At 35.0% G+C, this 22,907-nt stretch carries 21 protein-coding genes; all 21 read left to right on the plus strand.

The window, feature by feature from the left end:
* The first annotated feature begins 4 nt into the window (after window positions 1–4).
* A complete protein-coding gene (locus BN2667_RS02415; protein ID WP_054251731.1) occupies window positions 5–1,108 on the plus strand; it encodes a BMP family lipoprotein in 1,104 nt (367 codons plus the stop codon).
* A gap of 96 nt (window positions 1,109–1,204) precedes the next feature.
* Window positions 1,205–2,740 carry an ABC transporter ATP-binding protein gene (locus BN2667_RS02420; protein WP_054251732.1) on the plus strand — a complete coding sequence of 512 codons (1,536 nt, stop codon included), beginning with the start codon at window positions 1,205–1,207 and terminating at the stop codon, window positions 2,738–2,740.
* A complete protein-coding gene (locus tag BN2667_RS02425; protein ID WP_054251733.1) occupies window positions 2,730–3,893 on the plus strand; it encodes an ABC transporter permease in 1,164 nt (387 codons plus the stop codon). Before BN2667_RS02420 ends, BN2667_RS02425 begins: the two co-directional genes overlap by 11 nt.
* On the plus strand, window positions 3,886–4,800 hold the full coding sequence (locus BN2667_RS02430; protein WP_054251734.1) for an ABC transporter permease: 915 nt from the start codon (window positions 3,886–3,888) through the stop codon (window positions 4,798–4,800). The genes BN2667_RS02425 and BN2667_RS02430 overlap by 8 nt, the downstream gene beginning before the upstream one ends.
* 18 nt (window positions 4,801–4,818) lie before the next feature.
* Window positions 4,819–5,571 carry a uridine phosphorylase gene (gene udp, locus BN2667_RS02435; RefSeq protein ID WP_054251735.1) on the plus strand — a complete coding sequence of 251 codons (753 nt, stop codon included), beginning with the start codon at window positions 4,819–4,821 and terminating at the stop codon, window positions 5,569–5,571.
* A gap of 515 nt (window positions 5,572–6,086) precedes the next feature.
* Complete coding sequence (locus BN2667_RS02440; RefSeq protein WP_054251736.1) at window positions 6,087–6,992, plus strand: diacylglycerol/lipid kinase family protein; 906 nt, start codon at window positions 6,087–6,089, stop codon at window positions 6,990–6,992.
* A 19-nt stretch (window positions 6,993–7,011) separates the two neighbouring features.
* Window positions 7,012–8,043, plus strand: coding sequence for a M42 family metallopeptidase (locus BN2667_RS02445; RefSeq protein WP_054251737.1), 1,032 nt, complete (start codon window positions 7,012–7,014; stop codon window positions 8,041–8,043).
* A 50-nt stretch (window positions 8,044–8,093) separates the two neighbouring features.
* Complete coding sequence (locus BN2667_RS02450; RefSeq protein WP_054251738.1) at window positions 8,094–8,663, plus strand: HutD family protein; 570 nt, start codon at window positions 8,094–8,096, stop codon at window positions 8,661–8,663.
* Between the two features lie 336 nt (window positions 8,664–8,999).
* The gene (locus BN2667_RS02455) at window positions 9,000–10,391 is read left to right on the plus strand and encodes a tyrosine phenol-lyase (protein WP_054251739.1); all 1,392 of its coding nucleotides are present in this window, start codon (window positions 9,000–9,002) and stop codon (window positions 10,389–10,391) included.
* Window positions 10,392–10,496: 105 nt separating this feature from the next.
* Complete coding sequence (locus BN2667_RS02460) at window positions 10,497–11,843, plus strand: sodium-dependent transporter (protein WP_054251740.1); 1,347 nt, start codon at window positions 10,497–10,499, stop codon at window positions 11,841–11,843.
* Window positions 11,844–11,967: 124 nt separating this feature from the next.
* On the plus strand, window positions 11,968–12,660 hold the full coding sequence (locus tag BN2667_RS02465) for a helix-turn-helix domain-containing protein (protein WP_054251741.1): 693 nt from the start codon (window positions 11,968–11,970) through the stop codon (window positions 12,658–12,660).
* 66 nt (window positions 12,661–12,726) lie between these two features.
* A complete protein-coding gene (locus BN2667_RS09410) occupies window positions 12,727–13,281 on the plus strand; it encodes a DUF3783 domain-containing protein (RefSeq protein WP_054251742.1) in 555 nt (184 codons plus the stop codon).
* 96 nt (window positions 13,282–13,377) lie between these two features.
* Entirely contained in the window at window positions 13,378–13,878 is a 501-nt protein-coding gene (locus BN2667_RS02475; protein ID WP_054251743.1) for a DUF2812 domain-containing protein, read from the plus strand.
* Between the two features lie 3 nt (window positions 13,879–13,881).
* Window positions 13,882–14,889, plus strand: a complete 1,008-nt coding sequence (locus BN2667_RS02480; protein WP_054251744.1) for a LacI family DNA-binding transcriptional regulator — start codon at window positions 13,882–13,884, stop codon at window positions 14,887–14,889.
* 131 nt (window positions 14,890–15,020) lie between these two features.
* Complete coding sequence (locus BN2667_RS02485) at window positions 15,021–16,139, plus strand: galactose ABC transporter substrate-binding protein (RefSeq protein ID WP_054251745.1); 1,119 nt, start codon at window positions 15,021–15,023, stop codon at window positions 16,137–16,139.
* A 64-nt stretch (window positions 16,140–16,203) separates the two neighbouring features.
* Window positions 16,204–17,709 (plus strand): sugar ABC transporter ATP-binding protein, encoded by a 1,506-nt coding sequence (locus BN2667_RS02490; protein ID WP_054251746.1) that lies wholly within the window; start codon window positions 16,204–16,206, stop codon window positions 17,707–17,709.
* 10 nt (window positions 17,710–17,719) lie between these two features.
* Window positions 17,720–18,709: a galactose/methyl galactoside ABC transporter permease MglC gene (locus BN2667_RS02495; protein WP_075967853.1), complete on the plus strand. Its 990-nt coding sequence runs from the start codon at window positions 17,720–17,722 to the stop codon at window positions 18,707–18,709.
* Between the two features lie 53 nt (window positions 18,710–18,762).
* Entirely contained in the window at window positions 18,763–19,644 is an 882-nt protein-coding gene (locus BN2667_RS02500; RefSeq protein ID WP_054251748.1) for an aldose epimerase family protein, read from the plus strand.
* Window positions 19,644–20,624: a galactose-1-phosphate uridylyltransferase gene (galT, locus tag BN2667_RS02505; RefSeq protein WP_054251749.1), complete on the plus strand. Its 981-nt coding sequence runs from the start codon at window positions 19,644–19,646 to the stop codon at window positions 20,622–20,624. The genes BN2667_RS02500 and galT overlap by 1 nt, the downstream gene beginning before the upstream one ends.
* Window positions 20,614–21,786 carry a galactokinase gene (locus BN2667_RS02510; RefSeq protein WP_054251750.1) on the plus strand — a complete coding sequence of 391 codons (1,173 nt, stop codon included), beginning with the start codon at window positions 20,614–20,616 and terminating at the stop codon, window positions 21,784–21,786. The genes galT and BN2667_RS02510 overlap by 11 nt, the downstream gene beginning before the upstream one ends.
* Before the next feature lie 98 nt (window positions 21,787–21,884).
* Window positions 21,885–22,838 (plus strand): DUF697 domain-containing protein, encoded by a 954-nt coding sequence (locus tag BN2667_RS02515; RefSeq protein WP_054251751.1) that lies wholly within the window; start codon window positions 21,885–21,887, stop codon window positions 22,836–22,838.
* Window positions 22,839–22,907: the final 69 nt, after the last annotated feature.

Here is a 22,907-nt window from a genome sequence, read left to right on the forward strand (position 1 = left end):
TGTTATGAAAAAATTTAGAGTGCTAGCCTTACTTATGGCATTAGTAATGGTATTTGCCGTTGCTTGTAACAGTAAGCCAGCAGAAGAAAAGGCACCAGAAGAAGAAGGAGCTAAGGCTCCAGTAGAAGAAGCAGCAACAGAAGAAGGTGGAGAAACTCCAGCTGAAGCAGTAGAAGGAAAAGTTGCTATGGTAACAGATACTGGTGGAGTAAATGATGAATCATTTAACCAATCAGCATGGCAAGGACTTCAAGCTCTTGAAAAAAGAGGAGCTGAAGTTTCTTATATCGAATCTCACAAGGATGCCGACTATGCACCAAACATTGAAGCTAAAGTAAATGAAGAAAATGATTTAATTTGGGGAATTGGATATTTAATGAAAGGCGCTATTGAAGACGCAGCCCTTGACAATCCTGAACAAACTTTTGCCTTAGTTGATGACTTCTGGGAAGATGGAAAACTTCCTAACGCAGCAGGAGTAATGTTCCACTCAGAACAATCTTCATTCCTAGTTGGTTATATAGCTTCTTATATGACTGAAACTAACAAGGTTGGCTTTATCCTAGGTATGGAAGGCCCTGTAATGGATACTTTTAAATATGGTTACTTTGCAGGTGTTAACTACGGTGCCAAAGAACAAGGTAAGGACATTGAAATTATGTCAGTTACTGTTGAATCATTTAACGATGCAGCTTTAGGAAAGGCTACAGCAACAAAAATGTATTCTGACGGCGCAGACGTAATCTTCCACGCAGCAGGTAACGTTGGCGTTGGTGTTATTGAAGCAGCTGTTGAAGCTGACAAATGGGTTATCGGTGTTGACCTTGACCAAAATCACCTAGGTCCAGACAACGTAATAACTTCAGCAATGAAGAACGTGCACGTAGGAACAGAAGACTTATCAGCTAGGTTCTTAAATGGCGAAGAAATTGGTGGAAAAACTTTCTACTATGGCCTAGAAGAAGATGCTGTTGGTATTGCTCCAACATCTGACAAATTAGTTCCAGCTGATATTCTAGAAAAGACTCACGAACTTGAACAAAAAATCAAGGACGGAGACCTTGTAATTCCTATTAACGAAGAAGAATACAATAACTTTAGCTATTAATTATTAAAAAATGAGATCATGCCTTTACTTTAAAGTGATCGCATGGTCTCTCTTTACTTATAAGCATTGAATGTATGAAAAATTGAGAGGATATAAATGATTAATTCTTCAAATGATTATGCAGTTGAAATGACTGGCATTAGTAAATTCTTCCCAAGAGTAAAAGCCTTAGACAATGTAGACTTAAAGGTAAAAAAAGGCACAGTACATGCCCTCCTAGGAGAAAATGGAGCAGGCAAGTCTACCTTGATGAAAGTATTATATGGCCTATACAATCAAGATGCAGGTCAAATAAAAATTAATGGACAAGAGGTACAAATTTCTGATCCTAAAGACGCCTTGAAAAACGGCATTGGTATGGTTCACCAGCACTTTATGCTAGTGGAAAACTTTACCATAGGAGAAAACATTGCCCTAGGACAAGAAATCACTCAAGGGATTGCAAAACTTAATATAGCAGAAACCAACAAGAGAATAACTGCCCTTGGGAAAAATTTTGGACTAGAAGTAAATCCTAGAGATTACATTCAAGACATACCAGTTGCAACCCAACAAAGGGTAGAAATTTTAAAGGCCCTTTACAGGGGAGTAGACATATTAATTTTAGACGAACCTACTGCAGTACTAACACCTCAAGAAATTGATTCTTTTTTTGAAACACTTAGATCCCTAGTAAATGCAGGTAAGACAATTATAATAATTACCCACAAGTTAAAGGAAATTAAGGCCATAGCTGACAAGTGTACAGTTCTAAGGTCTGGAAAACTTATTGGAACAGTAGATGTTAAAGATGTTTCTGAAAATGATTTAGCATCGATGATGGTAGGCTATGACATTGACCTTAATGTAGACAAGGAAGAAGTTCCTGTTACAGAAGAAGTTTTAAAGGTGGAAAACCTTTGTGTCAAAGACTTTAGAGGAGTGGACAAGGTTAAGGACTTTTCCTTTAATGTTAGAAATGGCGAAATTGTTGCCATAGCAGGTGTTTCTGGTAATGGCCAAGATGAACTAATTGAGGCTATAACAGGTCTTACTAAGGCAGAATCAGGCAGGGTTTTAGTAAAAGGCCAGGCTGTTGAAAATAAGACTCCAGCAGATGTAAGACGTGCTGGCATTGCTACCATTCACGAGGACAGACACAAGAGGGGCTTAGTTTTAGACTTTAATATTGCAGAAAACTTTATTTTAGAATCCTATGCCAAGGAACCTTTTTCAAAAAATGGCATTTTAAAATGGCCAGAAATTTTTAAATATTCAGATGAAAAGATAGAAGAGTTTGATATTAGACCAAGGGGAGCAACAAAAATTATGGCCTCTAATCTTTCTGGTGGTAACCAACAAAAGGTTATTATCGCCAGAGAAATTGATCAAGATCCAGAACTACTAATTGCCTGTCAGCCTACTAGAGGCCTAGACGTTGGTGCAATTCACTCTGTCTATGAAGCCTTATTAAAACAAAGGGCAAAGGGCAAGGCGATTTTACTAGTGTCCTTAGAGCTAGAAGAAGTTTTTGCCCTAGCAGACAGGATAATAGTTATGTACGATGGAAGAAATGTTGCTGAACTTGATCCTAGAAAGACAGACGATAAAGAAATAGGCTTGTTAATGGCAGGAGGTAAAAATGAACAATAATAAATTTGCAAATTTTCTAAAAAAACCTATAGTTGCCATTTTATTCGCCTTGCTTTTAGGTCTACTTGTAGGGGCCATAGTTTTTGCCCTAGCAGGTTTTAATCCAGGCCAGGCCTATGGAATTATGATAAGGGAAATTTTTACTAAGCCTAAAAACTTTTCCCAAGTTGTTGTCAACGCAGTGCCTATTATTTTTACAGGTCTTGCCTTTTCCTTTACTTCTAGGGCAGGTCTTTTCAATATAGGTATTGAAGGCCAATTTATGTTAGGGGCTATGACAGCAGCCTTGGTTGGTCATTTTATTGGCCTACCAATGGTTATTCACCCTCTAGTTATTTTAATTTTAGCCTTTTTAATTGGCGGACTTTGGGGGGCTTTCTCAGGATTTTTAAAGGCCAAGTTTGCCATCCACGAAGTTATTTCTACAATCATGTTAAACTGGATAGCCTATTATCTTAACAATTTTATTGTAAACTTAGACTTTGTTAAAGAACCTAACACCCTTCACTCTAAGGCAATTAGAGAAACAGCAGTTATAAAATTTGTATCTACAGAGTGGAGAAGGTCTGAAGCAGGTAGAGAATTTATTAAAGCCAATCCATTTTTAGGAAATGTAATTAAGACAGATGTTGGCTGGGGAATTATTCTAGCTATAATCTTTGCAATTTTGTTTTGGTTTATATTAAACCATACAAAAAGAGGCTACGAAGTTAGGGCAGTTGGACTAAATAAATATGCTGCAGAATTTTCAGGAATTTCTGTAGACAAAAATATAATCTTTACTATGTTTATTTCTGGAGGCCTAGCAGCCTTAGGTGGAGCCATTTTAGTAATGACTTCTACTAACTTTATTTCAGTTTTAGCTGGCCAAGAAGGTTATGGTTGGGACGGAATGAGTGTGGCCTTAATTGGAAACACTTCTCCACTTGGAGTTTTGCCTGCAGGTTTATTATTTGCAGCCCTAAGTCACGGTGGAACTTTAGTTCAATCTCAAATTGGCGCACCAACAGAAATTATAAAAATTATTATCGGCGTAATTGTTTTAGCTATAGCAATAGCAAGTCTATTACCAAGACTTGCTGATAACTTAAGTAGACGCTCTTTAGACAAGTCTCTAGCTGAAAAGAATAAGGAGGAAGCAAAAGATGAGTAGAATTATTTTATTAGCTATATCCCTAACATTAATGTACTCAGCTCCCTTAGTTTTAGGCGCCATGAGTGGAGTAATATCAATGAGGTCTGGTGTAGACAATATTGGTATTGAAGGTATGATGACTATTGGTGCCTTTACTGCAGCAGCAGTTGGATACTTTTCTGGAAATCCTTGGTTGGGATTTTTTGCAGCAGGGCTTGCTGGCATGGCCTTGGCTCTTTTACATGGCCTTGTATCAATAACTTGCAAGGGCAATCAAATTATTTCAGGTATAGCCATAAACTTTATTGGGCCAGGAGCAGCAATATTTTTATCAAGACTCCTATTTGATGGGGCAACTCAAACTAAAAACGTCGCTAGAAAAATGCCAAAACTATTTGCCTCCCTTGGAATTACAAATCCAAGCTTAAGGTCGGCAGATGTTGATATAACAGTTTTCATTGCTCTCTTAGTTGTTGTCTTTCTATGGTACTTTCTTTATAAGACTAAACCAGGACTTAGAATTAGAGCCTGTGGTGAACATCCAGCTGCAGCAGATACTGTAGGTATAAATGTAACTTTAACTAGGTATCTTTGTGTTCTAGCATCAGGATTTTTAGCTGGCCTAGGCGGAGCTGCCTATACCCTAGCTATTATTTCAAACTTTACAACAACAGTTATTTCAGGCCAAGGCTTTATTGCCTTAGCAGCAGTAATTTTTGGTAACTGGAAGCCAATTGGGGCAGCTATGGGTTGCCTATTATTTGGTTTTGCCCAAGCCTTAATTATAATTTTAGCAGGATCTGCAATTCCATCACAAATCCTAGCCATGTTGCCTTATTTACTAACACTATTAATTTTAATTTTCGTTAAAAAATCTGACCCACCAAAGGCACTTTCAAAGCCTTATTTCAAAGGCCAAGCCTAGAGAAAGGATGAACTATTTATGGACAAACTTTATCACACAGCCTTAGATGACTCACATGGAGCTAAATATGCAATTTTACCTGGAGATCCAGGCAGGGTAGAGGCCATCGCCAAGTATTTAGATGATCCAAAAGAAATCGGCCACAATAGAGAATATTTAACTTATTTGGGCAAATTAGAAGGAGAAAATGTTCTAGTTATGTCAACAGGTATGGGTGGCCCGTCAACTGCCATAGGAGTGGAAGAACTTTATATGACAGGAGTTAGAAACTTTGTTAGAGTTGGAACTTGTGGAGCTATGAAATTAGATATTGTCGGTGGCGATGTAATAATAGCAACAGGAGCTATTAAATTAGACGGAACTCCTGATGAATATGTTCCCAAAGAATTTCCAGCAGTTGCAGACTTTGACCTTACAGAAAAATTAGTTAAGGCCAGCAGAGACCTTGGTTACACAACACATACAGGAATAGTAGAGTGTAAAGATTCTTTTTATGGTCAGCACAACCCTGACAGGATGCCAGTAGGCTACATGCTTAAAAACAAATGGGAGGCCTATAAAATGGCAAATTGTCTGGCATCAGAAATGGAATCGTCGACGCTCTTCACTTTGGGTTCAGTCCTAAGGGCGAGAACTGCCTGTGTTCTTTCAGTTGTTTGGAACCAAGAAAGACAAAAGGCAGGTATGTCTAATCCAGAAAATCACGATGTTGACTCTGCTATAAAAGTGGCCATTGAAGGCATAAGACAAGATATATTAAATAACAAATAAAAAATAAAGGTGCTAGCTTATTAGCGCCTTTTAAATTTCTCGTAATAAATAAAAATTTCTCTTTAAATGCTTTTTTTATAGGAGATTTCTTGTATAATTAAAGGGACTTAAAAACTTTATAGACTTTACTTAAAATTAATATTTGAAAGTAAGAGTAAAACAAATATTTCATATAGAAGATATAAAGCCTATAAAATATTTTAAATAAAAACATAAAAAGCCTATGGCTATGAGCCTTAGAGCCAATATGTGGATAAAGTCAAAGAGCTGTGGATAATGGGGATAAGTCCTCAAAGGCAGTCAGGGGCTAGATAGGCTTTATGAAAACTTTTTTATAAGATTTTCACAATAGAAAAGCGGTTGAAAACAAGTAATTGCAAGGCTTTCAAAGAAAACTTAAGAAAAAACTTAAGAAAAAATTAAGGAAAAAGTGAAAGAATTTAATTTTTATTTTCTTGGGGAGAAAAAGTTGACTTATCCACAGAAATATAAATAAAAACATAATTAGGAGACCAATGAAGAAATTATTTATCCTTAGTAGCAAGGCAGGTTCTAGAGATTTTTTGGCCTTTGAAAAAAGTATATTAAGAATTTATAAAAGACATAAGAGAGAAGACGAACTTACAATTAAGATAACTGAAAATAAGGATTCAGCTAAAAACTATACCAGAGATTTTATTAAAGATGACCCAGCAAATAAAGTTGTAATTGTATGTGGGGGAGACGGAACCCTTGGAGAAGTAGCCAACATCCTTGCAGGAACTAAGGCTGCCCTAGGCTTAATTCCCATGGGAACAGCCAACGACTTTTCTAAAAACTTTGACTACAAGAATTTTAAAATCGAAGACACCTTTGATCCAATAATTAAACCAATTGATCTTATGCAAGTAAACAATGATTATTGTATCAATGTAATGTCCCTAGGTTTTGATACCTATGTTTTAGAAAAAACTTATGAGCTTTTAAAAAAGAATCCAAAACTTAAAGAAAGGGCCTTTATAAGGGCGGCGATAAAGTCGCTATTAAATTTAGTTTATGAAGATTTTACTTTAAAAATGACCTTAGAAGACGGAAGTGAAAAGACGGTTTCTGATTCATTTTTAATTACAGCTCTTTGTAATGGAGGTTATTATGGGTCAGGCTTTAATCCTGCACCAGATGCGAGATTAAATGATGGCCTATTAAATTTAGTTTTAGCCAAGGCCATGTCCCTTTATGAAGTCCTACCACTTTTGAGAAAATATAAAAAGGGAAGTCATCTTAATCATCCACTAATATCTGAAGACAAGGTTAAAAATCTTAATATTTCTTCAAACAAACTTTTAACCTACAATATTGATGGAGAAATTTATAAGGCCAATGAAATAGATGTAAAAATAATAGAGAATGGAATAAACTGGGCTTTCTTTGAAAAAGCCTAGATAAAACAAGGAGGAAAAAATGAAAATAGATTTAGACTATATAATTAAAACTTTTGAAGACCTAGTGAAGATCCCAAGTCCATCTGGTTATACTGAAGAAGCTATGGCCTATGTAAAAAATGAATTTGAAAATCTTGGAGTAAAATTCTTTACAACTAACAAGGGAGCAGTTTATGGAGTAATAGACGGAGAGGACAATGACCAAAGCATCCTATTAACTTCTCATGTTGACACTCTTGGCGCTATGGTTTTAGATATTAAAGACAACGGCAGATTAAAGCTAGCAAGTGTTGGCGGCTTTGCTTGGGGATCAATTGAAGGAGAAAACGCCTTAGTCCACACTGACTCTGGCAAAGTTTATTCTGGATCCTTACTTCCAGAAAAAGCATCTGTTCACATTTTTGCAGAGGCAAGTGAAGAGAGAAAAGAAGAAAATATGGAAATAAGATTAGACAATGACGTAAGATCAGCCAAGGAAACTAGAGGCCTAGGCATTGAAGTTGGAGACTTTGTAAGCTTTGACCCAAGATTTATGCTAACAGAAAACGGCTATGTAAAGTCTAGACATATAGACGATAAAATCTGTGTAGCCATTCAACTTGGACTTTGTAAGGCTCTAATTGAAGCAAAAGAAAAACCTAAATACCAAACTTACTTCTATATTGCCAACTACGAAGAAATTGGTCACGGTCTTTATCATATACCAGAAAACTGCACAGAAGTTATTGCAGTAGACATAGGAACTGTTGGTGGAACTAACACTTCTTCAGAAAAGGCAGTAACAATTTTTGCAAAAGACTCATCAACTCCTTATGACTATGGCATTAAAAAGACTATGGTAGAACTTTGTAAGACAAAGGACATTCCATATAGAGTTGATATAGCAAGAAGATATGGATCAGATGCGTCAGCAGCTCTTAGACAAGGAAAAGACGTTAGAACAGCATGTATAGGACCTGGTGTTGACTCAACCCACCACTATGAAAGAACTCACAAGGATGGAATTTTAGCATCAGCTAACTTAGTTATGGCCTACCTGTTAAGAAAGTAAATTAAATTAAATAGTTTTAAAGCTATAAACAAAGGAGCTAGGGAAATAAGATGGAAGAAAAAATAATAAAAGCAGAAGATTTTATTACTACAAAATGGTCAGGAGGAGAAACTAGCCAGCTTTATATTTATCCAGAGAATGCAGATTTTTCTAAAAAAGATTTTCTCTTTAGAATATCTTCAGCGACCTTTACAGGATGCGAGTCTACATTTTCAGATTTTTCCAACTACTATAGGTATATCCTTCCCTTAGAAGGAAGTCTTTCAGTAGACCACAAAAATCTTTATAAGAGAAGTCTTTCCATACTTGAGCCAGAATTTTTCGATGGAGGTTGGAAAACTTATTCAGAAAACTCCTTAGACTGTAGGGATTATAACTTTATCTTTTCAAAAAAAGCCAGGGGAGACTTTAAAGTCATTAAGACTAGAGAAAAAGTTAGCTTAAAAGAAAATGGAATTTATACTTTCTTTTCAAAAGAAAACTTCTCTCTAAGGCTAAATGATAAAAAAAGAGAAATTCCAGCTTTTTCACTTTATCTTTTAAAAACAGAAGTAGAAAACACAAATATAGAAATAGAGGATTTAAAAGATTCAATAATAATAAGTGAGTTTTTTAAATAAATCTAAGACAAAAGGGTTCTTTGTAATTTTACAAGGAACCCTAATTTTTTAACAAAAAAGAAAAATCTTATAACTTATTTATCTCCATACATATTATAAAAAACAAGTCAGCTAGATGAAAAGAAAAAATAAAATAGAATTCTTCAAAAACTCCTAATTAAAATTAAAAATCATCTAAAAAAATGAAAATAAACAAAACAAAGTTTCAAATAAGAAAATTTTATTATTGTAATAATAAAATATTGACAATGGTAGCAAACTTTGTTATTATAAACTTGTGAAGATAAGAAAACATTTTCAAAGAAACTAAGAAAGAAAACTAAGGAGGATATTTTAATGGTAGATGTTTTTGATTTAAAGAAGTACCCTGCAGAACCTTTTAAGATTAAGACTGTAGAAACTGTTAAGACTATTACTAAGGAACACAGAGAAAAAGCTATAAAAGAAGCTGGCTACAACACTTTCTTATTAAAGAGTGAAGACTGCTATATAGACTTACTTACTGACTCTGGTACAAATGCCATGTCTGATAAACAATGGGCTGGTATGATGATTGGAGACGAAGCCTATGCAGGATCTAGAAACTGGTTACATCTTGAAAAAACTGTTCAAGACATTTTTGGATTTAAACACGTTGTTCCTACTCACCAAGGTAGGGGAGCAGAAAACCTTCTTTCAAGAATAGCTATTAAACCAGGCCAATATGTTCCTGGCAATATGTACTTTACTACAACTAGATACCACCAAGAAGCTAATGGCGGTATTTTTGTAGACATAATTAGAGACGAAGCCCATGATGCAGGCCTTAATGTTCCATTTAAGGGAGATATCTGCCTAGATAAACTTAAAAAATTAGTTGACGAAAAAGGCGCTGAAAATATTGCTTATGTATGTTTAGCTGTTACTGTAAACCTAGCAGGTGGTCAACCAGTATCAATGAAAAACATGAGAGAAGTTAGTGAATATTGTAGACCACTTGGAATTAAAGTAATGTATGACTGTACAAGATTTGCTGAAAATGCATTCTTTATCCAAGAACAAGAAGAAGGCTACCAAGATAAATCAATTGCTGAAATTGTAAAAGAAATGTTTAGCTATGCTGACGGTGCAACAATGTCAGGTAAAAAAGACGGTATTGTAAACATTGGTGGTTTCTTAGCTATGAACGACGACGAACTATTTGGCAAGGCTAAAGAATTTGTTGTTGTATTTGAAGGTATGCCGTCTTATGGTGGTATGGCTGGTAGAGATATGGAAGCTATAGCAATAGGTCTAAAAGAATCTCTACAAGACTCTTATATTGAATACAGAGTTAAACAAATTAGATACCTTGGAGATAGACTACTAGAAGCTGGTATTCCTATAATCGAACCAGTTGGTGGCCACGCAGTATTCCTAGACGCTAAGAGATTCTGCCCTCACATTCCACAAGATCAGTTTCCAGCTCAAGCTCTAGCTGCAGCTCTTTATGTTGAAGCAGGAGTTAGATCAATGGAAAGAGGAATTGTTTCTGCTGGTAGAGATCCAAAGACTGGCGAAAACCACGTTCCAAAACTTGAAACTGTTAGACTAACTATTCCTAGAAGAGTTTACACTTACAAACACATGGATATAGTTGCTGACGCTGTTATAAAACTTTACAAGCACAAAGAAGACATTAGAGGACTTAAGTTTGTTTACGAACCAAAACAACTAAGATTCTTTACTGCTAGATTTGAGCATATTTAAAAAATAGAAAACCTTAAAAATTTAATAGCTATGCCTTAGCTGGCATAGCTATTTTTATAAACAAAATCGAAAGGTTTTCCCAAAAAACATTACAAGGAGAAAGTCATGAGTGAATCTAAATTTAAAAGCAAGTGGGGCTTTATTTTAGCCTGTGTTGGGTCCGCTGTTGGTATGGCTAATGTATGGGGTTTTCCATACAAGGTTGTTGATAATGGAGGCTTTGCCTTCCTAGTTCCTTATTTTCTATTTATTATTCTCTTTGCATATGTAGGCCTTTCTGCTGAGTATGCAGTTGGTAGAAGGGCAAAAACAGGTACTCTAGGAGCCTATGAAATGGCTTGGGCAACTAGGGGAGAATCTTCTAGAAAAGTCGGTAGAATCGTTGGATTTATTCCATTACTTGGTTCTATGTGTATAGCTATTGGTTATGCAGTAATTATTTCCTACATTCTTAATGGCCTTACTGCATCTATAACTGGCGAAATGATGACCCTAGATACATCTACATGGTTTGCATCTTTTGCCTTTAAAAACTTCTCAGTAGTTCCCTATCACCTAGTAATAATTGTAGTAGCCTTACTTACACTTTTATTAGGGGCAGAATCTATTGAAAAGACTAATAAAATTATGATGCCATTGTTCTTTATATTATTTATTATAATGGCAGTTAGAGTAGCCCTACTTCCAGGTGCCTTTGACGGTTATAAGTTTTTATTTAAACCAAACTGGGAAAAACTTACTGACGTTCAGGTTTGGATAGCGGCTATGGGTCAGGCCTTTTTCTCTCTATCAATTACAGGATCAGGAATGATTGTATATGGAGCCTACTTATCAAATGATGAAGACATAGTTGATGGAGCAAAGAATACGGCACTTTTTGACTCTATTGCAGCTATGATTGCAGCCCTCGTTATGATACCAGCAGTTTTTGCCTATGGTATGGTTGAAAGTGAAGGAGGACCAGGCCTACTATTTGTAACCCTTCCAACTATTTTCCAAGATATGCCCCTTGGAAGATTGTTTGCCATTATTATGTACACAGCTGTACTATTTGGTGGTATTTCATCTATACAAAATATGTTTGAAGTAGTTTTAGAATCAATAATGCACAGGTTCCCTAAGGTTAAAAGAATTCCTGGTATTATTGGTATGGGTATAGTTTGCTTCGGTATTGGAGTATTTATGGAACCTATAGCTGAAACTCCTGGAGCTCTATTAGGCGGCTGGGGACCATGGATGGACCTAGTATCAATTTATATTATTCCAATAGGTGCAACCCTTGGAGCAGCTTCTTGGTTTTGGGTTATGAAGAAAGAAGACTTAATGGAAGAAGTAAATTTAGGTGCTACAAGCAAGGCCAGTGATCTTTGGTACAATTTAGGAAGATATGTATATGTTCCAGCAGCTTTAATTCTTACTATTGTTGCCTTGGCTTTAAAGATAGCATTCTAAGATTGTAATTAACAAAACGAGGCAGACTTTTTCTGTCTCGTTTTTTAAAGGAAAAATTTTATTTATTTTAAAAAACTACATATTAAAAAATTAAGATATGTATATTAAATTAGAGAGGATAAAAATGAATTCAAAACTTGAAAACTACGTTAGCTTTATAAGTTTTTTCTCAAAGGCCATAGGCCCAGACTACGAATTATATCTATTAGATACTCGTGGAGGAAAATTTAAAAAGTTAAGTTTAGAATATGGTAAAATTTCTGGGAAAAATTTAGACTCAGACCTTCCGCCAGCAATAAAATCTAGCTTAGACAAAAAAGAATACCAGTATACAGATTATATTGTAAACAGGACCACCTATTCAAAAACAGGCAAGGCCCTTAGGACATCTATGTTTTTTATAAAATCAGATGGTGGAGATCTTGAGGGAATAATGTGTATTAACTTTGACGACTCAAGGTATGAAGAACTAGGGAAAAAAATAATGTATCTTTGCCATCCAGATGCCTATATAGAAGAGAGGATTTCATCTGTAAGCCTAATTGATAATATTGATGAGGGAACCTTGGATCATATTAATCAAGGAGAAAAGATGACGATGGAAGATACCATTATGTCTATGATTGATCTAGAACTAAAAGAGGCTTTAATTCCAGTTGAAAGATTAACTCCAGATGAGAAAGTTCAAATAGTAAAAAATTTAGACTCTAAAGGCTTCTTTATGCTAAAGGGTGCAGTAAGTATTTTATCAAAAGTCTTAGACATGTCCCAGGCCTCAGTTTATAGGTATATAAATATGGCCAGAGATGAAAAGTAGAAAAAAATAGAATTAAAAAAATCATAATGGGTAAAAGGTTTTTAGTAGAAAAATTTAGGAGGACCTATGACTAGAAAATTATTAGTTTATAATATGCCCAAAGAATCTTTGGAAAAAATAAAAGACTTAAAAGAAAAATACGATTTTAAAGTAATCGAAGCAGAAATAGACCACTTAGGCCAAAAAATTGAAGACCTTTTAGCAGAAAACTTAGTAGAAGATATTTCAAATGAGGGCCTAGACCACATAGACATTAACTTTTTAATGATTCACGGTTTTGAAGACTCAGAACTTTCAGCCTTGTTAAAGGACTTTAAAGAAAAAGATCTTAAGCTTCCTAACAAATGTGTATCAACTCCAACAAATAAAACTTGGATCCTTCATGACCTATTAAAAGAAAACAAGGAAGAGGCAGAACTGATGCCCCTTTTACACAGCTTATTTTCTCTAAGAACCTTTGTCCAAGGTCTAATAGAAAATGGAAATGAAGATCAAAGACTTGTAGACCTAGTCGAAGAAATTTCAGCCTATATAAAGAAGCAAGAATTAGAAAAAAATGAGATGATAGAAATTTATAACAGGGGAGCAAAAATTGCAAACGAATATATAGACAAAAACTAAAGGAGCCAGAAGGCTTCTTTTTATTTTAGTAAAAACTCTAAAAATATTTACTAAAAAATAAATGCTTTGCTATAATAGACTTAAGCGAGGTAAAAAATGATCAGACAAATAAAGAAAAACTTTTCAATTTTAGAATTAAATAAAGAAGAAGACTTTATAGAAGCCCAGGCTGAGGAAGGTTATATTTTTACAAAAATAGAAGATGGAACTTATAGTTTTGAAGAAGGAGAACCCTTTAAGGCGACTTGTGTAATAGAATATTTTAAAGAAGACCAAGGAGCAAAAGATTTTTATGAGGACCAGGGCTTGGATTTAGTTTATGCCTATAAGGGAAAAATCGGATATTGGTCTTATTATCTAGGACCCTATAAGGAAAATTTAAATAGAAGAGTAGATGACAGGAAGGATCTTTACCAATCTTTAAAAAGACGAAATGAAATTTTTTGGACAATAATTCCCCTGTCTTTACTTTTATTTTCTCTTTATATGGTCTTTATAAGCAAAAATTATTATTTTTTCCTGCTAACTTTGGCAGCTGGACTTTTACTAAACAAAAGCAGGCTTATTAATAAAGAAATAAAAGAAGACGAGGACTAAGATTTGGCTACAATAAAAGATATTTCAAAAATAACAGGCTATTCACTGGCTACGATTTCTAGGGTTTTAAATGAAGACGATAGCATTAAAGTCAAAGAATCTACAAGAAGTGAAATTTTAAAAGTAGCAGAAGACCTATCATATGTGAGTAAGAAAAAATTTTCAAAGAGAGATGAATTTATTGGCATAGTCCAGTGGATTTCATCTGATGCAGAAATCGAAGACCCCTACTACCACTCCCTAAGACTAAGTGTAGAAAGTTTTTTTGTCAAAGAAAAAATACCAACAAAAATATATTACAAGCAAAACTTTGAAGAGATTTTTAAAGACAAAAACCTTCTAGGCCTTGTTTGTCTTGGAAAATTTTCTCAAGACCAAGCAGCAGACTTTAAAAAAGTTTGTAAAAATTTAGTCTTTGTTGACTACAATCCAGATGAAAAAATTTATCACAGCGTTGTAGCAGATTTAAAAGCTGCAACAGAAGATCTTTTAGCCTATTTAAAGAAAATGGGTCACAGGGAAATTGGTTTTATTGGCGGTAGAGAAAGGTTGGGAAAGACAAACTCACTTTTTATAGATATTAGAGAAAAGACCTTTGAAGAAATTATGCTTGCAGATGATTATTTTTCCTACAATCCAATTTATAAAAGAAGCAGAGACTTTGATGCAAAAACTGGCTACGATCTAATGGCTGGATTTTTAAAGGAAGAAAATTTGCCAACAGCCTTTATTTGCGCATCAGACTCTTTGGCCATGGGCGCCTTAAGGGCTTTGGGAGATGAGAAAAATTCTAGGAAGGAAAAAATTTCCATAGTTGGCTACAACGACATAGGACTTGCAGCCTTTACTAATCCTGCCTTAACAACAGCTAGAATAAATATAAGGGAAATGGGAGAAATGGCAGGAATGCTTTTGACCTATCTTTTAAAAAAACCATCTTCTAGTCCAATAAATATTTCTATAAAGACAGAAATAATAGAAAGAGAGTCAGTTTTTAAAATCGAAGACTAGATGTTATTTAAATAACATGGATTTAGTAAATATTTTCCAAAGTTTTTTACTAAAGACTTAAAATAATTGACGTTAACGTTTTCAGGTTGTAAACTAAAGTTAAGAGAATAAGAAGAAAGGTGGATTTATTCATGAAAAGAAAATATTTATCTCTACTACTTGTATTAGTACTTGTAGTCACTTTAGCTGCTTGTTCAAATGGAGAAAAGACTAATGAAACAACTCCAGCTGAAACAACAGCTAACGAAGCAGCTGAAAAAGCTCCAGGCAAAGATACTGTTAATGTAGGTGTTGCAATTTATCGTTTTGACGATAACTTCATGACTCTTTATAGAGAAGAATTAGAAAGATACTTTAAAGAGTTAGGAGAAGAAACAGGTGTAACTTACAATCTTGACATCCAAGATGGTAAACAAGACCAAGCAACTCAAACTGAACAAATTCAAAACTTTATTACCCAAGGTAAGGATGTTATGATTCTTAACCTAGTTGATATTACTGCAGCTAATGCAATTATCGACCTTGCTAAAGAAGCCAACATTCCAATAGTATTTATTAACAGAGAACCTGAAACTATTGATATGAAAAACTGGCCAGGCAAAACAACTTATGTAGGTGCTGACGCAACTCAATCAGGAACTTTCCAAGGTGAAATGATCGTCGACACTCCTAACCAAGGAGACTTTAATGGAGATGGAAAAATTTCTTATATTATGTTACAAGGTGACCCACAAAACGTTGACGCCCAACAAAGAACAGACTTTTCTATAAAGGCTCTTGTTGATGCAGGCTTAACTCCAAACCCATTATCTGAACCATACCAAGCAAACTGGGATTCAGCTAAGGGCCAAGAATTTACAGCCAACGCCCTAGCTCAATTTGGTGACGACCTAGAAGTTGTATTTGCTAACAACGACGGTATGGCCATGGGAGCTATCCAATCAATTGAAGCTGCAGGCAGAAAAGTTAACGAAGACATTTATCTAGTAGGAGTTGACGCTATTCCAGAAGCTGTTCAAGCTTTAACTGACGGAAACCTTACAGGAACAGTTTTAAATGACCACTACAACCAATCACATACAGCTGCAAAAGTTGCTGTTGAATTAGTAGCAGGCAAAGATGTAGAAAACTATTACTGGGTTGACTATGTAAAAGTTTTACAAGAATCTGATGCTACCTTAAAGGATGCAGAAGCAAGAACAGAAACAGTTGAAGAAGCTGAAACACGCTACGCAGAAAGAGCAAAATAATTAACTAAGAAAAAACAAGTGTGCAGCTAATGCATACTTGTTTTTTTAAAAGGCAGGTATTTTAATGAGCGACTATATATTAGAAATGGAAAATATATCCAAATCATTTCCAGGTGTAAAGGCCTTAGATGATGTTTTCTTAAGAGTAAAACCTGGAACTGTCCATGCCCTAATGGGAGAAAATGGGGCAGGAAAATCTACCCTAATGAAAATATTATTTGGAATATACCATGAAGATAATGGAACTATAAAAATAAATGGCGAAGAAGTTAAGATGATGAACCCAAAAGATGCCATGGCCCATGGAGTGTCTATGATCCACCAAGAACTTCAACCTATACCGATGATGACTATAGGGGAAAATATTTTTCTCGGAGACTATCCACTGGGAAAATTTAACTTAGTTGACCATGATAAAATGTATAAGGATACTGAAAAGTACTTAGATGCAGTAAAATTAAAAGTCTCTCCAAAGACGCTTTTAAATGAACTTACAGTATCTCAAATGCAATCAGTAGAAATAGCCAAGGCCTTATCAAAACATTCAAAAATAATGATTATGGACGAGCCTACCTCTTCACTAACTTCATCTGAAGTAGAGGTTCTCTTTTCAATAATTAGAGACCTAACTAAAGAGGGCATGGCAATAATTTATATATCCCACAAGATGGACGAAATCCTAGAAATTTCTGACGAAATAACAATAATGAGAGACGGCCAATATGTTGGAACTTGGCCATCAGACCAAATGACCAATGCCTCTATTATTAAAAACATGGTAGGCAGGGAATTAAAGTCCCTTTATCCAGAAAAAACCAATAAGGTAATAGACGAATATGTTTTAGAAGTAGAAAACTTTACATCTCCAAACCCTATGTCCTTTAAAGACTGTTCCTTTAAATTAAAAAAAGGAGAGGTTTTAGGAATTGGCGGCCTTGTTGGTGCTCAAAGAACTGAATTTTTGTCAGCTATTTATGGAGTTAGAGACCACGTTACTGGAAAGATTAAAAAAGATGGTGTGGAAATAATTATCAACAACCCTAAGGATGCTATAAAAAATGGCATAACCCTTTTGACAGAAGATAGAAGGGCAACAGGAATCTTTGGAGTCCTAAGTATTAGAGACAACACTGCTATATCTTCCCTTGATAAATACCTAGGCAATTACAGGCTTTTATCACAAAAAAAATTAGACACAGCAACTAGAGAGGCCATAGACAGGCTATCAATTAAGACCCCATCTTTAGAAACTCAAATTGAATCCCTATCAGGTGGCAACCAACAAAAGGTTATTATTTCAAGATGGCTGGCAAACGATCCAGACATTTTAATACTAGATGAGCCAACAAGGGGAATTGATGTAGGTGCCAAGTATGAAATTTATCAAATTATAAATGAACTAGCAGCCTCTGGCAAATCTATAATAATGATATCTTCAGAAATGGGTGAGCTTTTAGGAGTTTCAGACAGAATTATGGTTATGTGTGAAGGCCGAATTTCAGGATTTCTAAAAGGCGGCAAAGAAACAACCCAAGAAGATGTTATGAGTCTAGCAACTAAGTACATGTAAGGAGAAAATCGTGAACAGAAAAAGAAAATATGACTTAAAGGAATTTTTAACTGATTATGCTTTAATAATAGTAGTCATAATGATGATTATTTTTACAGGGGTAACTAGAAAAAATTTCCTATCATTAAATAACTTATCAAACCTAATGGCCAACGTTTCTGTTAGGTTTATAATTGCCCTTGGGGTATCAGGCTGTTTAATTATTAAAGGAACAGACCTTTCAGCAGGACGTATAGTAGGGCTATCAGCTCTTATAACAGGAACAATGGTACAAAATCCAGATTATCCATCAAAGTTTTTTGAAAATCTGCCAGACATGCCAGTTTTTGTTCCCCTATTAATTGTTTTAGGAGTATGTGCCCTTTTTGGACTTATTAATGGACTAATTGTTGCCTACCTTCACGTTCCGCCATTTTTAGCAACCCTAGGTACACAAATTATGATCTATGGTATTAATATGCTTTATTCACAAAACAAGCCTATAGGATACTTCAAAAGATCTTTTATAAAAATCGGCCAAGGAAAAATTTTCTTTATTCCCTATCTAGCCCTAATAGCAGCGGTAGTTGGCCTTATTATGTGGGTGCTTTTTAACAAAACCAGACACGGTAAATATATGTATGCCATAGGTGGTAACGAAGCGGCAGCAGAAGTTTCTGGAGTAAATGTAGAAAAATCAAAAATTAAAATCTACACCCTAGCAGGATTTCTATATGGCCTAGCAGGATATTTACTAACAGCAAAAACTGGGTCAGTAGGACCTGGAGTTGGCCAAGGTTATGAACTAGAGGCCATTGCTTCAGCAACTATTGGTGGTGTTTCAACATCTGGTGGCCAAGGAACTATCTCAGGAATATTATTAGGGGTTTTTGTCTTTGAACTTTTAAAAATTGCCCTATCCTTCCTAGGAGTTTCTCCAGACATGACTAATGTTATCCAAGGTATAGTTATAGTAATAGCAGTAGCCCTTGACGTTAGAAAGACCCTAGTTAGAAGATAAAAAACTTTATGCCTTGATTTTAGTCAAGGCTTTTTTTATTAAAGGAGATAAAAATGAAAATATACTCAGGCAAACACTTTAATAAAGACGTCTATATTTTAGAAAATGATCAGCTTCAAGTAAAAGTATTAAAAGACTTTGGAGCCAAGGTAGTTTCAATTTATAAAAAAGACTTAGACTTTGAACTTTTATTTCAGCCAAGTGACAAGGCCTACAAGGAACCAAACTTAGGAGATGACTTTGAAGCCTATGACAGGTCAGGCATAGATGAGATGCTACCGACAATAGACTCTTGCTTCTATCCAAATTCTTACAAAAAACTAAATGACCATGGAGACCTTTGGACCCAAAAATGGGATTTTGAAATAAGAGAAGAATCACTTGTTTCAAAAGTTAGATGCGACTCAATAAAGTTGGATTTAGAAAGACAAATAACTTTAGACGGAGACCAAGTTAAGTTTTCTTACAAATTAAAAAATCCAACTGTACAAGATCATCCTTATCTTTGGGCCTTTCACGCCCTAATGACTTATAGCGACCAAGTTGAAATTGACTTTGGTCAAGATGGAGAGATATTAAATGTAATAGATGGAAAACCTTACGACTTTGATTATAGAAACCTTGATGAATATCCAGATAAAAATGTCTATAAGTTTTATTTTGTAGATGAAATAGCAGACGGAAATGTAGACATCTACTATAAAAAAGAAAAACTAAAGGTTCAAATGAACTTTACTACAGATATAAACAAGTACCTAGGTTTTTGGCTAACTAAAGGCGGCCTAAAAGGCGAATATAACTTTGCCCTAGAGCCAGCTTCAGGCTACTACGACTCCTTAGAAAGGGCCTTTAAAAACAATAAGTTTTCAAAAATCGCCTCTAAGGAAGAAAAAACTTGGGAGCTAACTTTAACACTTAGAAAGGAAAATGATTAATGGCAGAATTAAGATACAATCCACTTTTAAATGACTGGACCATGGTAAGTGCAGACAGGTCAAAAAGACCTGACATGCCCAAGGACTTTTGCCCTTTCTGTCCAGACTCAGGTAAGGTCCCAGCAGACTATGACGTTTTAAAATACGATAACGACTTTCCAATCCTGTCTCAAAACCCACCTCAGCCAGATGAAGTTGGATCAGACTTTTATAAGACAGATTATTCCTATGGCAAGTGCGAAGTTATTTTATACTCCCCAGACCATGACGGAAAATTTTATGACCTTAGCCAGGCCCATATAGAAAAACTAGTTAGGCTGTGGCAGGAAAGATTTGAAGATTTAAAGACCGATGAAAAAATAAAATACATTATGCCTTTTGAAAATAAGGGCAAGGAAGTTGGAACTACAATGATCCACCCTCACGGCCAAATTTATGCCTATGCAAAAATGCCACTGAGACTAAAACTAGAACTTAAAAATTCTATGGACTATTTCAAGGAGACAGGCGAAAATATTTTTGACAGGCTAATAAAAGAAGAGAGAGCCTTTAAAGAGAGGATAATTTTTGAAAATGATTCTTTTATTGTCTTCCTACCATTTTTTGCCAACTATCCTTTTGAAACATATATTGTAGCCAAGGACAAGATTAGTTCTTTTTCAGACTTTACTGATAAGACAGTTTCTGACTTTGCTAAGACCTTAAAAGAATTGACTAAGGCCTTTGACTATGTTTATAATAAACCCTTTCCCTATATGATGGCAATTTATCAAGAGCCTGTAAATTCTCCTGAATATGCTGGAGTTCATGACTTTTATAGGTTTAATGTAAAATTCTTCCCGCCACTAAGGGGGAAAAACTCAATAAAATACAACGCCTCTTCTGAAACTGCAGCCTGGGTTCATGGCAATCCAAGAAGGGTAGAAGAAACAGCAGAAGAATTAAGAAGGGCCTATAGGAGCAGTGTAGATGAAGGATGAAAAAATAATTTTAGCTAATACAGAAAAAATCTTTAAGGAAAAATTTTCCAAAGAGCCGAGAAAGTTTTTTTCTCCATCTAGAATAAATATAATTGGTGAACACATTGACTACAACGGCGGCAAGGTTCTTCCATGTGCTATAGAAATTGGAACTTACGCCTGTGCTGAAAAAAACTCTACTAATAAAATTTGCGCCTATTCAGTTAACTTAGACTCCTATGGTGAATTAGATTTAGATAAGCTTTCTTACAATAGAGACTTAGGTTGGCTAAATTATCTAGGCGGCATGGCCAAGTTTATAAAAGAAGCAGGTTATGATTTTGAAGGTTTCGATCTTGTTATTGAAGGAAATATTCCAACAGGATCGGGCCTATCTTCCTCAGCGTCCTTAGAAGTTTTAGTTGGATTTGTAATTAGCAATCTTTTTAATCTAAATATTTCAAATCTCGACCTAGCCAAAGTAGGCATGAAAACAGAAAATGAATATTTAGGCCTTCACACTGGCATTATGGACCAATTTGCCATAGCCATGGGAAGAAAGGGATCGGCCATACTTTTAGATACAAATACTCTAGACTATTCTTATATAGATGTTGACCTTAAGGATTTGGAAATTTTAATTTTAAATACAAACAAGCCAAGGTCCCTAATCGAATCTAAGTACAATGAAAGAAGGCAAGAAACCCAAAAGGCCCTTTACATCTTAAAAGACTTTGTTGACATAGATAATCTTTGTCAGCTAGCTAAGTATCCTAATTGGGAAGATCTTCTACTTCATATTGAAGATAAGACTCTTTATAAAAGGGCCAGACACTGTGTAGAAGAAAATCTTAGAGTTAAAGAAATGGTTAAGGCCATGGAAGCTGCTGATTATAAAAAAATGGGCAGGCTTTTAAATGAATCTCACAAGTCCCTAAGAGACTTTTATGAAGTTACAGGCAGGGAGCTAGATGCAATAACTGAAGGAGCCAGACAAGTTGACGGCTGCCTAGGTGCTAGAATGACTGGCGCAGGATTTTCAGGTTGTGCCATAGCCCTAGTTGAAAAAAATTCTATAGACGAATTTTCTAAAAAAGTTAAAGCCTATTACAAAGACCAAACAGGACTTGATGCGGAGATCCTTTCATCTAATATTGGTTCAGGTCCTAGAGAAATTTTATAAAGACGAAAACTGATCTAAAACTAGGTCGGTTTTTTTATTTACAAGACAATTATTTTTTTATAAATAGGTTATAATAGCAAATAGAAGGAGGGATTAATATGAACAAACTTAAATATTATTTTTTAGGAATCTTATTTTTGTTTCTAGGCTTATTTTCAATTATTGTTTTAAACCAAACAATTTCAATTTATAAAAACCTATCAGAAATTCACCCAGTCTTAGGGATTTTAGGAGCAGGACTGACAGTGATTTTACTAGCCATCCTAATATTTTTACAAGTTTTTGTAATCTTTAAGTATCCAAAAGTAAAGAAACTTCCAAAAAATCCAAGCAAGGAAGAAATCGAAAACTTTAAGGCCGAAAGAATTAGAAGACTTAAGAAAAATAAAACTCTTTTAAAATTAGGATACAACTTTGAAGGAAAAGATACTGAAAAGATCCTAAGAGAGACAGATGAACTTTTAAAGAATCAGGCTATGGCAGTGACTAGAAAAAACGCTAACTCAGTTTTTATAACAACAGCTATTTCTCAAAATGGAGTTTTAGATTCACTTAGTGTTTTATTTACTTTAGGTGTAATGGTCTATCAAATTATAGAAGTTTACGAAAACAGACCAGACTTTAAAAGAGTTATTTATCTCTACAGCCAAATTGCTTCAGTTGTCCTAGTGGCAGCGTCTATAGAAGACTTGGACCTAATTGAAGAACAACTTGAACCAGTTTTAACTGGCCTCTTATCTTCGTCTATAATTTCTGCCATCCCAGGAGCTGTTGGCCTGGCAAATTTAATTACAAATTCTCTTGTAGAAGGATCAGTAAATGCTTTATTAACTCTTAGAGTTGGCATTGTTGCATCAAGGTACTTATCATCAAGCCTTGACTTAGATAAAAAGTCCTTGAGAAAGGGAGCCTTTATTGAAGCAACTGGCCAGCTAGGAACTATAATTGTATCTAACAGCGCCGAAGTTATTAAGTCAATTTCCAAGGCAGCTAAAAAGGCAACTATAGATAAAATTAAAAACCCCTTCACAAAAGTCAAGGACCTAGTCTAGAGATAAAATAATTTTAAAGGCTAAGACCTTGGAAGAAGAAAGGATTTTAGTATATAATTAAGTTAAGAA

Origin of the sequence: Neofamilia massiliensis, from assembly GCF_001299475.1 — a bacterium.
GTDB lineage: Bacteria > Bacillota > Clostridia > Tissierellales > Peptoniphilaceae > Neofamilia > Neofamilia massiliensis.